This is a genomic window from Bacillus sp. J14TS2, from assembly GCF_018333015.1.
Lineage (GTDB): Bacteria > Bacillota > Bacilli > Bacillales > Bacillaceae_C > Lederbergia.
Genome location: NZ_BORE01000008.1, coordinates 170,896 through 184,619, shown reverse-complemented (window position 1 = coordinate 184,619; position 13,724 = coordinate 170,896). Strand labels below are relative to the sequence as shown.

At 38.8% G+C, this 13,724-nt stretch carries 12 protein-coding genes and 1 pseudogene; 5 read left to right on the top strand and 8 right to left on the bottom strand.

The features are described from left to right. Window positions 1-85 precede the first annotated feature (85 nt). The 4 genes from KI375_RS14055 to KI375_RS14040 form a co-directional block, all read right to left on the bottom strand. Entirely contained in the window at window positions 86-520 is a 435-nt protein-coding gene (locus KI375_RS14055; RefSeq protein WP_212974105.1) for a YciI family protein, read from the bottom strand. 501 nt (window positions 521-1,021) lie between these two features. Further along, window positions 1,022-2,287, bottom strand: a complete 1,266-nt coding sequence (locus KI375_RS14050; protein WP_212974104.1) for an RNA polymerase sigma factor — start codon at window positions 2,285-2,287, stop codon at window positions 1,022-1,024. Further along, a complete protein-coding gene (locus KI375_RS14045) occupies window positions 2,284-2,715 on the bottom strand; it encodes a YciI family protein (RefSeq protein ID WP_212974103.1) in 432 nt (143 codons plus the stop codon). The genes KI375_RS14050 and KI375_RS14045 overlap by 4 nt, the downstream gene beginning before the upstream one ends. A 145-nt stretch (window positions 2,716-2,860) precedes the next feature. Then, window positions 2,861-3,673 (bottom strand): alpha/beta fold hydrolase, encoded by an 813-nt coding sequence (locus KI375_RS14040; protein ID WP_212974102.1) that lies wholly within the window; start codon window positions 3,671-3,673, stop codon window positions 2,861-2,863. A gap of 350 nt (window positions 3,674-4,023) precedes the next feature. Between KI375_RS14040 and KI375_RS27960 the strand changes: the two are divergent. Beyond that, window positions 4,024-4,203, top strand: a pseudogene (locus KI375_RS27960) (hypothetical protein); the annotation flags it as partial. A gap of 112 nt (window positions 4,204-4,315) precedes the next feature. Here KI375_RS27960 and KI375_RS14035 read toward each other — a convergent pair. Both KI375_RS14035 and KI375_RS14030 read right to left on the bottom strand, forming a co-directional pair. Next, window positions 4,316-5,314, bottom strand: a complete 999-nt coding sequence (locus KI375_RS14035) for an HAAS signaling domain-containing protein (protein ID WP_212974101.1) — start codon at window positions 5,312-5,314, stop codon at window positions 4,316-4,318. Continuing rightward, window positions 5,301-5,648 carry a PadR family transcriptional regulator gene (locus tag KI375_RS14030; protein WP_212974100.1) on the bottom strand — a complete coding sequence of 116 codons (348 nt, stop codon included), beginning with the start codon at window positions 5,646-5,648 and terminating at the stop codon, window positions 5,301-5,303. The genes KI375_RS14035 and KI375_RS14030 overlap by 14 nt, the downstream gene beginning before the upstream one ends. A 524-nt stretch (window positions 5,649-6,172) precedes the next feature. Here KI375_RS14030 and KI375_RS14025 point away from each other — a divergent pair. Beyond that, the gene (locus KI375_RS14025; protein ID WP_212974099.1) at window positions 6,173-6,982 is read left to right on the top strand and encodes an endonuclease/exonuclease/phosphatase family protein; all 810 of its coding nucleotides are present in this window, start codon (window positions 6,173-6,175) and stop codon (window positions 6,980-6,982) included. Window positions 6,983-7,199: 217 nt separating this feature from the next. Here the strand turns inward: KI375_RS14025 and KI375_RS14020 are convergent, their stop codons facing one another. Further along, window positions 7,200-8,321 carry a hypothetical protein gene (locus KI375_RS14020; RefSeq protein WP_212974098.1) on the bottom strand — a complete coding sequence of 374 codons (1,122 nt, stop codon included), beginning with the start codon at window positions 8,319-8,321 and terminating at the stop codon, window positions 7,200-7,202. An 876-nt stretch (window positions 8,322-9,197) separates the two neighbouring features. On the opposite strand from KI375_RS14020, the gene KI375_RS14015 reads away from it, so the two are divergent. The 3 genes from KI375_RS14015 (at window position 9,198) to KI375_RS14005 (ending at window position 12,543) form a co-directional block, all read left to right on the top strand. Beyond that, window positions 9,198-10,370 carry a ParM/StbA family protein gene (locus tag KI375_RS14015; RefSeq protein ID WP_207453839.1) on the top strand — a complete coding sequence of 391 codons (1,173 nt, stop codon included), beginning with the start codon at window positions 9,198-9,200 and terminating at the stop codon, window positions 10,368-10,370. Window positions 10,371-10,385: 15 nt separating this feature from the next. Continuing rightward, complete coding sequence (locus KI375_RS14010) at window positions 10,386-10,988, top strand: hypothetical protein (RefSeq protein WP_212974097.1); 603 nt, start codon at window positions 10,386-10,388, stop codon at window positions 10,986-10,988. Between the two features lie 394 nt (window positions 10,989-11,382). Next, the gene (locus KI375_RS14005; RefSeq protein WP_212974096.1) at window positions 11,383-12,543 is read left to right on the top strand and encodes an LPS-assembly lipoprotein LptE; all 1,161 of its coding nucleotides are present in this window, start codon (window positions 11,383-11,385) and stop codon (window positions 12,541-12,543) included. A gap of 145 nt (window positions 12,544-12,688) precedes the next feature. On the opposite strand, the gene KI375_RS14000 is transcribed toward KI375_RS14005, so the two are convergent. After that, window positions 12,689-13,588, bottom strand: coding sequence for a LysR family transcriptional regulator (locus KI375_RS14000; RefSeq protein WP_212974095.1), 900 nt, complete (start codon window positions 13,586-13,588; stop codon window positions 12,689-12,691). Between the last annotated feature and the right edge of the window lie 136 nt (window positions 13,589-13,724).

Below are 13,724 nucleotides of genomic sequence, written 5' to 3'. Positions count from 1 at the left end.
TTTTTCAACAACCTTTCATTTTAATTTATCCTTCTATAAATACGACGACTATACATTGGTGAAATCGACAAAAGAAAAAACTTTTTTAATTTTTTTTCAACATATCAAGGTGTTCTTGTAAAGAAGCTTCCATCACCTTTATTCGGGGGTCTTGTATGGACTCTAGTTTCTCTTTTAGTCTTCGCAATTCTATTCTGTACTTGCTTCTCTCCTTCGGAACCGGCATTCTTAGCGCCCAGTTTAGCGCCTCGTCCTCCGTAGTCACATTAATCAACATATATTCCATGATAAGCTCTTGATCTACCGGAAACGGTCCAGTCAATACCTGTGGTTTTCCACCTTTCTTTGGATACGTTATTCTTAAACCGGTTGAACTTGGCTGAAACCCTTCATCGGCAAGAAGTACACCTTTTTTAGCCAGCGACTTTTTATACGAAATCATTGCCTGAAGGTAATCCCTTTCGTCGGCTAGTCCTGCCTCCGAGTACTCTGTGGCTTTGACAATCAATAAAAATCTCATTGTTTTTCCTCCTCGTTTTATTTGGAAGGAATGAAGAGCAAAATAGACTGCTCAAGCTATTCCTTTACCAACACAACGAATAAGGAACGAGAGAATCGACAAAGCTTGGAAAAATTTATCCCGCAGTAACGGGCAGTAATACCCCCACCACAAGGCTTAGAGAATAACGAAGCAGCATAGGAGGGGGATACACTGCCCTAATCTAGCTTCAGCGCCTAGGGACTAGCAAATTTACGATTTCTGTTTGCATAAGTCAACATCGATTCGCCCTTTGGGCTCGTCGTGTTTCCTTTATCTCGTCAGAACCCTTTAAATTTGTACGTCGCTGGACAGGCGCTTTTGCCTTTTTGAGTAAAAGTCGTTTAGGCCAACAAGACGTTGGTCACAAAGGCATAGCGGCGTATAGGATGTACTAGTGCAGACGAAGCGACAGAACGTCGCGTTTTTTAGCCTGAAATCAGCGGGGGATGAAAGAAAACTCCCACTGATTGAAGGTTCACGTTATGTAGATGTTCCTTTTCCACATTCCATTGCACGATTAAGTAGAAGGGTTCGTTCACGTTCATTCTGAGTTAGTGATGCAGCATGTTCAAATTCTGCCCGAGCTTCATCGTAACGCCCAAGCTTCACCAGAAGATCTCCGCGAACACTTGGCAATAGATGATAGTTCTTTAAGGATGGGTCAGCATTCAACTTGTCTACAATCTGGATGCCGATGTCCGGACCAAATGCCATGGAAATAGCAACTGCACGGTTTAACTCTACGATTGGCGAGGGCATTACAATCGAAAGAGCTTCATAAAGAGCGGCAATTTGTGGCCAATCTGTCTTCTCCGGAGTCGGTGCCTGAGCATGGCAAGCGGAGATGGCTGCCTGCAATGAATATGGCCCAAGTGAACGCCCTAACTTCCTGCTGCGCCCCAGTGCTGCCAAACCACGGCGAATCAATAATTGATCCCACTGTGCTCGGTTTTGATCCATAAGAAGAACAGGTTCTCCTTTCGAATTAACTCGAGTTTTGAACCGGGAAAATTGAATTTCCATTAAAGCGACGAGTCCATGAGCTTCGGGCTCATTAGGTGCGATTTCGGCGAGGATACGTCCCAGTCTCAGTGCCTCTTGGCATAGCAAAGGCCGGATCCAATGTTCCCCGGAAGTTGCTGAATACCCTTCATTAAACATAAGGTAAATCACCTCAAGTACGGTCGACAGGCGATCATTAAGTTCCTCTCCAAGAGGTACTTCAAAAGGGATCTTTTTTTCGTTAAGGGTCCTTTTAGCACGGACAATTCTCTGAGCAATGGTTGATTCACCGACGAGGAATGAACGCGCAATTTCTACCGTGGTAAGTCCGCATAACAAGCGCAGTGTCAAGGCAATTCTGGCATCCTGTGATAATACTGGGTGACAGGTCATAAAAATCAGACGAAGGAGATCGTCACCAATCTCCCCATCCAGTACATGATCCATGTCTTCCTCGGTATATAAATCCGTATTCTTAGCAATCTCGGCATATTTTTGATCACGAATCTTTGTTCTTCGCAATAGATCAATCGCACGCCGTTTCGCCGTCAACATCAGCCATGCGCCAGGATTGTCTGGTATCCCGGCATGCGGCCATTTTTCAAGAGCAATCACCAAAGCATCCTGAGCAAGATCCTCTGCAAGACCAACATCCCGTACCATTCCGGTTAACTTTGCAATGATTTTTGGTGACTCTATTCGCCATATCGCTTCAATTGTTCTTTGTGCTTGGGGCAAACTCACGCCTTTCGCTCCTCTACATTCTTGCGAAGTGCTGCTTCTTTTTCTAGGAATTCCGGATTATCTGTTAGGTCCACTGCCTCAAATACCTGTCTAAGCTCAATTTCTCCCTGTCCAAATCCATGTGGATCTGGCATCCTTAATGCCCATTCAATCGCTTCTTCTCTTGATTTAACTTCAATCAAAGTATATCCCGCAATTATTTCTTTTGCCTCCGTAAACGGACCGTCCATAATATTTGGTTTACCACCCGGTTCCGGATAGGAAATCCTTATTCCACTTGAACTAGGATGTAGTCCATCTCCTGCTAATAAAACACCCGCTTTCACCAATTCTTCGTTATACTTCTGCATCGCCTCAATAAGCTCTGGGCTCGGCATTTTTCCTTCCTCAGAGTCTGTAGTCGCTTTTACAATCATCATAAATCTCATAAGTAATAACCTCCTATTTTTTAGGGTGAATCTTCATTCTATTCGGTGTAAAATTGCATCAGCAAATCCGCTTCTATTTTATACAACGAATACCCACCTGTTAAATCGATATTCGTAATGCCTTTTTGTAAAAATTTTTGCCTAATTAGAGATTAGCCGTAAAAAATACGGTAAGCTCTGGTGATATCTTTTTTGTATTAAGCTTCTTAGTATGGCCGAGACCTTTTTTACTCAGCAATTGCGCATTGGGGAGTACGTCTGCCAATGCTTGAGCACTATGACGAAGAGATGCAGGGCTCTCTGTCCCTTCTAGCACCAGCGTTGGCATCGTAACACTGCTCCACCATTCAGCAGAAAGCCCCTTTCCTTCCATGTAGCCATCTAACAAAGCAGCATCATAGGGAAGCGTATGTGCAACCGCCATAAGTTTTGACCACACTCCCGGCATAATGCGCATCATTCTGACAACAAATGATGGTGCCCCCATACCCTTAGCCATAAAGTACATAATGGCTTCCGCTCTGTTATCCTTGGAAATAAGTTCAGCGATATGCTTTGTAAAATCTTTCGGTGGCATACGATCCTCCGCTTTTACCACGAAAGGAGGTTCGTGCAGAGCTAGTTTAGAAATGTTTACCCCTTTCTTTGCTGCTAGTAGGGCTAGAACAGCTCCCGAAGATAATCCCCAAACATGTGCCGATCCACCAGCTTCATCAATTAAAGCCTGAAGATCTTCAATTTCACGTCCAACGCCATATGGCTGTGTATCACCGCTATCTCCTCGGCCACGGCGGTCGTAGTTGTAAACCGTGAAGTACTCGGACAACAAGTTAGCCAGCTCCACCTGCTGCGGAAATTTTCGATAGCTGAATGCACCCGCTACTAGGATGAGCGCTGGTCCTTGGCCAACTTTGTCATAAGCGATTTTCGTTCCGTCTTTTGAAGTAACTAAATACATTAATTTTCCCTCCTTTGTTGTTGTAACTGATTTTCTAGATATTTAGCTTCCAATATTAAAGATTATTCCTCTTCTAATAAAACGACGAGCCACTATAAGCAAAATCGACATATCCTCAAAAAAAATTTTATTAATTTTCTTTGCGGAAAATATTGAATGAATTGGATACTTAAGGATTCCATTTCATCTTATATACTCCATGTGTGTAATAATTTCCTTTAAAAAAGGGGAGTCATTTTGTCCTTTTTAGTTCCACAATACTAGATATTTAATTATACGGATTTTATTTCTGAACAAAGCTAAAAATGGAGTCAAAAAAGTACACATTTTATTATTCGTCCCAAAAACTCATATATCTTACCGAAGCAACAAAATTATTAAAGGAAAAAGGTAATTTTCGAGAAGACGTACTAAAACATGGGTGGGAACATATTAATTCTCTTTGGGGATACACTTTTGACATGATGAAGGTAGCAAGCTTAGATGCACCCATCCTCTTGTTCAATAAAATAAAGCCGAAGATTCCTTAGCGTAGGAAAAATCGGCTTTTCTTATGACGAAATGTGCTTAACGTATGTTTTGCGCTTTGTTGTTGGTGGGATCCCTTATTGGACAAGCACTCCTCTTTTATAATCAAAAGAATTAACGGATTCTAGCCTTACGAAATCCATCGAAAACAGTGAATGCCGCAGATAAAATAAATATGATTATTACGGCTCCTACTAACCCTGTTTGAAATTGTGTAGCTGTTGTATTAAATAAATCACTCATATACGTAATAAATTCTTGGTTCATTAAATTCGGATTACTTAATATGACTATGAATACAATTGTTGCGATAAGCTCAAGAGCACCAGTAAAGATCGCCATTCTCTTTGTCCATTGCCCTTTGATTAATTTGTAGAGAGATAATCCAATTTCCAGTGCAATGATCACGAGGACAATTGGCCAATAACGAAGTAAAACATCTTGATTTAAAGCTGGAAATACGAATTCGATTCGATCTGGGCCGCCTTCATATACACCTAAGAGGTGATTTGCATTAAAGTAAAGGGTTGCCCAAATTGCTGTCCACATTAAATAGCCAAATACTTCGAGCTTCGTAATCGCCTTTTTCTTAGGAATATAAAGGCTGTTTTTCAAATCATCAGGTGTCCATTTTTTAAGATTTATGGATAATGGCTGCGGGTCTTTTCCTTTATCTGTTCTTTCTATAATGGCGAAAACAAGCGTTAGCCAGAAAAAGGTGTGGATGCCAACTTCAATGATTTTCCATATACCCAAAGCAATAATATCTATAAACACATTCATTACTGCTTCTTCGCCAGTATACCCTATAAAATATTCTGCAATAATCGAGATTAGAGAAATAGTAGCAGCAATTGGCAAAATCATTTTTAATAAAGAGACATATACATCAAAATAGCGCGGTCCAATTAGATGCATTGGTTGATCTCGATATCCACTGGCTAATGCTGCTGGATTCCCTAATTTTTCAAGAACTCCATTTACATCTTTTTCATCGTAATCATCAGGCAGCATATCCTCAATGGTTGACCGTAACTCGAGTGCAATATCCTCACGATTTTTTTCAGGCAGCCTGCGAGTGACTTCTTGTATATAAACCTCAATCAGATTCATTTTCCTTCTCCCCTTCTAATAAACCATAAAGTTCTTTCGAATTTTTAATCCATTCTTTTTTTAACTGCAAAAAGATTTCGAGACCGAATTCACTTAGAACATAATACTTACGGGGCCTGCTCTCTGATGTATCCCAACTACTCGTTACTAACTCCTGTTTTTCTAAACGGCGAAGCAATGGATATAAGGTGCTTTGATCAATATTAATGCTCGATTCCTCCAATAACTGAACAAGTGAATATCCGTACTGTGGTGTTCGCAATTGACTTAAAACGGCTAATGTTAGCGTCCCTCTCCTAAGCTCTGTCGTTAATGAATTTAGTAAAGTGCTCATTCCTCCACCTCAATTTTATATGCTGTATTACATACACTATATGGTTTATACTATGTATCGTACACTATTATGGATACAATAGCAATTGAAATTAAATACCCATTTTAAAAAATAAAATAAAATTAGTTAGAAAAGTACATGAAAACAATGCTTGTATTCTGCCTTTATACTTAGAAGGGGATTGTTTTATTGAAAAAGGGGGGGAGTGATAAAACTGTAAATTTTCGAAAAAGTGAATTAGTGAAATATGCTACAAAATATAATTTGAAGGGTATTTAAATAGAATGGCGAAATATACTTTATGAGTACTAGGAGAAGTGACCGATTTTTATTTTAGAACTAACGCTTTAGATGTTTTACAGCTATATTGGGACTCGCATAAATAAGGTTCCTTTCCTGAAAGCTGGGATGAACATACAACATCATGGAAACGCGCACTTAGCACCTTGATTAATCAGGGGTGAAAATGAGAAGTCGTTTTAGTAGATTTTGTAATCAAACAAAGAAGGGGAGGAAATGAATTGATGAAAAAAATGCTAGGGTTGTTTTTAAGTATTATCATGATATTTTTTATAACGGGACAGGCTTCTGCGCAAGGGTATGGAAAAGAAGTTGATGTAAAGGTCATGTCATTTAATATTCATCATGGAGCAGGGCTTGACAATATCTTGGACTTGCAAAGAACAGCGCAAGTAATTAAAGGTGCAGGGGCAGAAATTGTTGGAATTCAAGAGGTGGATCGTTTTTATAGCTCCAGAAGTGACTTTCAAGATCAGGCCAAGGAACTAGCTGAAATATTAGGTTACCATTATGTCTATGGAGCGAATTTAGATCGTTCACCAGCTGAAGGGCAAGTAGAAAATAGGCAGTATGGAACTGCAGTTCTAAGTAAATATCCAATTATAGATTCAGAAAATATATATCTAGATAGCTTTGGCAATGAGCAACGTGGATTGTTAAGAACAAAAATCAATGTTCGCGGAATACATGTGAACTTCTATAATACACATTTAGGCCTAAGTGTGGGAGAGAGAGTTTCACAGGTGCGGGAAATTATAGACATTTCATCTTCCTCTGAAGGACCAAATGTACTTGTTGGCGATCTGAATGCAGAATCACATAGCGAAGAGTTCCAATTATTATTAAATGAAGGGAATTTCGTTGATGTGTTTGATGGTCAAGACAACGCGAATACATTCCCTGTCAAAAATCCAAACAAGCGAATTGACTATATTTTAACATCTCCATCTGTAGAGGCTTCCAATCAAGAAGTCATATATACGGAGGCATCAGACCATTTACCGGTGGTTAGTAAATTAATATTTAAACGATAGTAGTGAAGCGGAACGGGAAACTGTTCCGCTAATACTCCGCAGCGACTAAGTACCTTAATTAAAAGGACAGTGAAATTAAGCTCAAAATCATTAGTAAAGATTTACTTTTAATTTTGTTGTAATAATCTGTTAATTTTAACTAATAAATCCAATAGTAAAGATCAAATAGTTGGCAATAAAAGGAGCAGACCACTCCTTTTATTGCCCTATATAGTTTCTACTGGTAATTAATAATTGCCGGATTGGGGTCTAGCTTCAAGACATCTTCAGGACTAAGCACAGGCTCATCTTTGTTATAAAAGATCTTGAATCCGCCGTATTGGACTGCTTCATTTCGCACGAACTTGCGATAAAGCGACATTTTCGTATTGGAGTCACCCCAACCGTCATAATTCAAGGCGACTTCGACCTTATCTGTTGGTTGGATGGCTTCTTTGTTTGTTAATGCATCATCCACGAACTGATGGACGAGAACAATTTTATCTGGTAAGTCATTTTCCTCTACCATTTCTGTGATGTAGTCCACCGCTTCCTGTACTTCAGCTCCGTCAACTTGACCAAGATCGATACCAGGAGTTTGTCCTTCTTCTACATGGAATTCGGTATCAATGGCAAGGTGAACATAAGGGAGCTTCAACCATTTCTCCAGTAATTTAACTTGATTCAGGACAGAATCTGTTCCGAGTTGGACATCCAGCATTAGTAATGCATCGTTTTCTTTCGCAAGATCGGCATATTCATCAATTTGCTCCGGTGAAGTACTATGGAAGAACTTCCCTTCAGGTCCCGGATCTCGCTGGGCAACGGTAGAGATTAATTCAATCATGGGCACGGCAGGGCGGGATGGATCGGCATCCGAATACGCTTGTGTCTGCTCTTTTAACTTTTCCATTAATTGATCAGGTTCCATTTCTCCTAATATCCCCATATTGCTAGAATTAGGGTGCCCATAATAGGCGACAAGTCTATGATTCTTTAATGGCCCTTCAGTTTGATCCTCAGCATCCTTTACCAATGTTTCTCCCACTTCAATCATTCTCGTACGATCTCCTCCATAGGATTCCGCTTGAGGCATCTGCTCCAAATCCTCTTGAGATAACGTATCTTTAAGAGGAGTGGCATCTTCTGATGGTTCTAATGCTTTGTATGGTTGAGGGGGCGGCTTTTCCTCAGTTTCTTCAGGTTCTTCCTGTTTCTCCTTCTTATCTGCTGTATCATCTTCCTGTGCCGGTTTTTCATCATTTCCTTCGTTTTGCTTGTTAGCAGAGGTGCTTTCCGAACAAGCAACTAGGAAAAAGGTGAGGAGCACGCCAGATAATAGCAAGACTAACTTTTTCATGTTGTTCACTTCCTTATGTATGGGTTTCTCTCTATCTATTACCTTAGATGTTTTCCCTAAGTTTATTAAATTTAACAGATGTGGATAAATTTAACATAGGAATATTTAAGTTACAACCCCTCTGGTAATAGAGCCAAATTTTATGAGATTTCCACAGACGTTTGCTTCCTCATATTGATTGAACACAAGGGAGGCGACATTAGATTCTCTGGCCTAATATCTCTAGCATGATGACAAAATTGCTACCTTTGGTTAATAAACGATATACCATCTCGTTTCTAAAGTTTCCCATCTGGTAGGGCCCCACTTTAAGTATTTCTTAAAATATAGAGACATCCTAGTAAAAAAATAAACATTATAAGTGGGGGAGGGGAGGAGTTATTTGTTCTCTTGTCAGCAAGCTTGCTAGCAACAGCACAAATAATCTTTTCTAGTTTAAGAGCCATCAGCTCCTAAATTTCTATCTTCTCCGACAAAAATATAGGAAGGATTTTACCAAAGGGATAGCACTAAACAACAATAGGAAAAAGCCGTTAATCTCCTTCTATACTAAAAAACAGGTATCTCATCCCGATAAGTATATATGTTTACAAAATAGTTTACGTGTATACGGATATGTGCACAATATTGTTTACAAGTACACAAATGCGTTTACACACCGATAAAACAACATGTGTACACCTTTGTCGTTATTGTATACAAATGCGTTTACAAGTGGACTTATGTTTACGGAATGTTTACAAGTTTACAATTTTGTTTTATTTAGTAACTGTCATTGTGGAATTTCGTAATCTCTTATAAACTTAATATGAAGTGGTATTAAATGGTACTTGTTTTACATAGTAAAAATCTATTAAGTGAAAAGGAATGATATGAATGTCTATATCTAGGATTGCAGCAGTTGATGTTGGGAATGATTCGGTTAAGTCTATTTTTGGAGAACTAGAGTATGAATTAAATATTCCTAACATTATTGCAAGGGATACAGAAGACCGTCCGGTAATTGGAATAGAAGATTTAGATAGTAAGAATCCGCTCGAGGGGATTCATTTGAAGGTGCATTCTCCAGCTCTAAAGGAAAATAATGTGGTTTATCGTATTGGTGACTTAGCGACAAAAAGTAGTAATGCTCAAGAGTTAGATCCAGGAAGTCTAAAATCAGAAGAAGATCAAACATTGGTCATGCTGCTTTCCACATTGGCGCTGGATGCTGTAAGAGAAGAGAATGCAGCCATTTTCCCTCGTGAGAAAAATGTTGTGGATGCGAACTATACGTTGGGAACAGGCCTCCCCCTCCGCGAGGTAAAAGAGGGCAAGGATGCCGGATACCGTTCGAAATTAACAGGATCTGTTCATCAAGTAGAATTTCTCGTAACACCAAAGTACCAGGGGATCAAGGTAAATATTAAATTTAATGAGGTAAAGGTATATCCTGAGGGCTTTGCTGCCTTTATTAATCTTGTAATGGATGACAACCTTAAAGTCATTAATAAAGATTTAATCGATAAAAGAATTTTAATTCAAGATATTGGTGGCTTGTCAACAGATATCGCTGTCATAAGAAACAGGAATGTCGATGATGATAAAGCACAAGGGTTTAATCTTGGGGTATCTGAATCACTAGAGGCTATAAGGGAAGAAATTAGATCCAAACATGGGGTGGAATTAGATAGCCGCCGTGATGTTGTGGATATTATAACTAGGAAAAATAATCGCAATCATATCATGGTAAAAGGGAACCGGACCAGTGTTCATGATATTACAGATCGTATATTGCTAGAGTTAGCCAAAAAACAATATCGTTTATTACGCAATACATGGTTAAAAAACTCACAAACTGAAATCTGTTATTTTCTTGGCGGTGGGTCCATTGTATTAAAAGATTATCTAAAATCGATAAATAACAATCTAGATGGATATAATATTGAATTCTTTGAAGATGAAAAAGAGAGTATTTGGATGATGGCAAATGCCTATTATAAACTCATCACCGACTTTGCAAGGAAGACAGAGAAGAAAAAGGCACCCAAAGAAATGGTGAAAAAATAGAATTAAGGTGATCTGATGAAAAAGTCTGCCTCAAATGAGGTGAGGAGAGGTCAAGCCATTTCATTTCGCGTACCCTCTGACACACCTGATCATTTATTAAAACATCTACAGAGGTTAAAGGAAACAGAACGAAGGAACTTTTCCAGCAAAATTGCTGAGTTTGTGATGCAAGGGGTCGGTCAGTCGCTTTCAAGTGAAAAAGAAGTCCTTTCTATTCCCCTTCCCCAAAAATTAACGAAAGCACAGCGGAATTGGCTAAAGCATGAACATTCTGAAGCATTGCTTGGTAGCATTATTTATCAATTATTAAATGATCCAAGCCGTGCCGCTTCCTTGCTGGCTTCGTTGAATAGTCGTTCCTTGAATTTAGATGAAGCACTATATCTCCAAGAGGAAGAGGCCATGGAAAAACCTAAGGCGGAGGAATTGAACGAGGAAACCGATTCACCTTCTTTAGAGAAAACAACTTCGTCCAATGAGTTCGATACGCCCGATGATGATTTAGATTCACTTGAATTGGAAAGCGTAAGAGAAGATTACTCCGAGGAGGAAGAGGATTCATCAGACGATGATTTAGAGAGCCTATTAGGAGATTTTCTTGCAGAAATGAATAAGTGAAACACAGTATTTCATCCATAGGATTATTGGTGTTGCTCTAGAAGCAATACCAATAATCCTATTTTGCGTAGATAATTCACCCCCCCTAAATTCATAAACTTAAAAGGAGATGTGGGAATAATATGACAATAACCAAAAAAAATAATGAATGGCGCCAGGTACAATTCAGCCTGTGCGCCATTTTGACATGTCCCCGTCTCAATAGGAATATTTTGAAATAAAATATAAGCACCCCCTGTCCAAACTATTTGGAATATAGTAATATAGGTAAATGTTACCAAACGGGCAGATCCGTTTGATAAAGGGAGGGGGATAAAAGGCGATACAAAATTAGTTAGAAAGATAGATACATAATGAAAAAGATACAGTTTTATCTGAAAGGGAGTACAGCTATATGAAAAAATATTTAACAATTCTATCTATATCAGTTATTTTAATTTTACTTACTGCTTGTGGGAAAAATACATATGAGATTGATAAAGAAATACGCGTGGACTTTGAAGGTTATGATGAATACGGTAAGGCGCAAGTACATGTGGACAAGGATGGTCTCTTTAGTGCATTAAATGAAATAATGAAATTAAAGGATCGATCTGAAGTGGTCGAATTCGAATCCTTGCTCTCTGATTTAGATGTGCAGGTTACACCAAATGAAAATGTAAAAAATGGCGATAAAGTTGATCTTGAATTAACCTATGACGAGGATAATTCACTTAAATTAGATTTAAAATTAAAAAATCCAAAAGTAACTGTTGAAGACCTAGAACCAATAAAAGCTTTGTCAAAAGAAGAGATCTTTGCTGGAATCGATATACAATATGAAGGAATTTCTCCGTTTTTAAGCGCAAAAGTGATAGAAAACTCCTCAAGTGAAGTATCAAGCCTATTTAATTATTCCATTCCCGAGCAACGCTTTAAAATTGACGAAGAAATCCAGGTAACAGCTGAGCCAAAATCTGATTTACTAGCGTCAGGGTATAAGGCGGATGAACAGGATTTTACGAATTCAATCAAAGTGTCTAGTAAAGAAAAATACGTTGAGAAATGGGATGAATTAAACGAAGATGATCAAAAATACATATTAGGAGAAATTCAGGACCTTGTAACAGCAAAGATTGATTCCGAAATTCAGAAAGGTATGAATGCAATACTGGACAAGGGGAAAAATGTTGCGACTGGCAGGTCTGTTGAAAAAAATGAGCAATCAAAGATGGACGAACAATATTTCCTATTTGCAAAGGAAAGAGAGTTTGAAAATACAACATTTGATGCTAATAAAGCCCCTAATGAAGTCCGTTTTCTATACAAAAATAAAGTGACTCTTGGAGAAGTTTTGTTTAATCAAGATTATAGCGACAAAACAAAAGATTATTTCTCGCTTGTCGGTGCAAGTAACTTAATCCTTGATGAAAACGATGATCTTGTTCGAAGTGAATTAAACGTTAAAAAATTAGGAAAAACAGACTTGGATAAGGAAACAGTCAAAAATGAAAATCTCTATAATATGAAAGATAAATTTACGATGGATGAGTTCGAAATAGCTAGTGAGGAATAATATGGTTTATACCACAGACAGGAAATGGTTGATCCTGTCTGTTTTTTGATTTTATTCAAACTGAATGAATGTTCTTTTTTTGATTAACTATGCAATGGCTAAGACACAATTCAAAATATCCTCTCGTAGATGGAGGAGTGTAACTTTATTTTCCATCCTCTACATCAATAACCTCTCTTGCAGCTTCTATAAAAGTTTGTATGATCGGGGAAAGCCACTTGTCTTTATGCCATGCCATTTGTGTGTATACATGCAAGTCCGGAATTTGCCAAGGAAGAACCACAAGTTCGCCTCGTTCCACTTCAGTCTTCGCTGTTATTTCTGGAAGAAAGGCAATGCCGATTCCCGTAATTGCACATTGTTTAATGGCTTCAGCATTTTGAAATTCTAAATACGTAATAGTATCAATGCCTTCTTGTTCAAATGATCGGTCAAACATGGTTCGATAGGTACAGCCCTTTTCATTTGTTAGGAATACTTCTCCGTGAAAATCTTCTAGCTTTAGCTTCGTTTGTTTTGCGAGTGGATGGTCTGGAGAAGCGAAAAGGCGAAATGTTTCTTCTACCAATTTTTCTACTGCAAGCCCTGTAGAACGAATCGGTTCATCTAACATAAAAACGACATCTGCAGCTCCCTCAAAAAGTGTTTGTTTGAGTTGCTGATTGGGAACAGAGCGGAAGATGAGACGTACTCCCGGATAGCGCGAACGAAATAGGCGAAAGACAGCTGGAAGCCGATAGGCGCAAAGAACTTCGTTAGCACTTATCGTGATGGTGCCAGTTAGATCATCATTATCAAGAACGGCGCTACGAGCTTCGTCTAATTTGTCGAGAACGTCTTGGATATGTGTTAAAAAGCGTTTACCAGCAGTTGTGAGAACAAGCTGCTTACCTAAGCGATCAAAGAGACGAACGCCAAGTTCCTCCTCCAATGCTTTTATTTGCATTGTGACGTTGGAGGGAACATAGTTTAGAGCTTCCGCCGCTCGAGTAAAATTTAACGTTGTGGCTACTGTGCGGAAAGTGTTCAGTTGGCGTAATTCCACTGTATTCTCTCCCTTTCCTTCAATAATTTTGAATGCTACTTTGATTTTTCTTCACTTTTTCTGAGGGTAGCACAGGTTTATACTAAGTACAAGCAATAGCTTTAATGTGTTTTATTTTGAAGGGAGCGAACAATAT

Coding starts and splice junctions, on each gene's coding strand:
- KI375_RS14055 (WP_212974105.1), bottom strand. CDS start 520: ATGAGATTTTTATTGATTGTCAAAGCCACAGAGTACTCGGAGGCAGGA.
- KI375_RS14045 (WP_212974103.1), bottom strand. CDS start 2,715: ATGAGATTTATGATGATTGTAAAAGCGACTACAGACTCTGAGGAAGGA.
- KI375_RS14040 (WP_212974102.1), bottom strand. CDS start 3,673: ATGTATTTAGTTACTTCAAAAGACGGAACGAAAATCGCTTATGACAAA.
- KI375_RS14035 (WP_212974101.1), bottom strand. CDS start 5,314: ATGAATCTGATTGAGGTTTATATACAAGAAGTCACTCGCAGGCTGCCT.
- KI375_RS14030 (WP_212974100.1), bottom strand. CDS start 5,648: ATGAGCACTTTACTAAATTCATTAACGACAGAGCTTAGGAGAGGGACG.
- KI375_RS14025 (WP_212974099.1), top strand. CDS start 6,173: ATGAAAAAAATGCTAGGGTTGTTTTTAAGTATTATCATGATATTTTTT.
- KI375_RS14020 (WP_212974098.1), bottom strand. CDS start 8,321: ATGAAAAAGTTAGTCTTGCTATTATCTGGCGTGCTCCTCACCTTTTTC.
- KI375_RS14015 (WP_207453839.1), top strand. CDS start 9,198: ATGTCTATATCTAGGATTGCAGCAGTTGATGTTGGGAATGATTCGGTT.
- KI375_RS14010 (WP_212974097.1), top strand. CDS start 10,386: ATGAAAAAGTCTGCCTCAAATGAGGTGAGGAGAGGTCAAGCCATTTCA.
- KI375_RS14005 (WP_212974096.1), top strand. CDS start 11,383: ATGAAAAAATATTTAACAATTCTATCTATATCAGTTATTTTAATTTTA.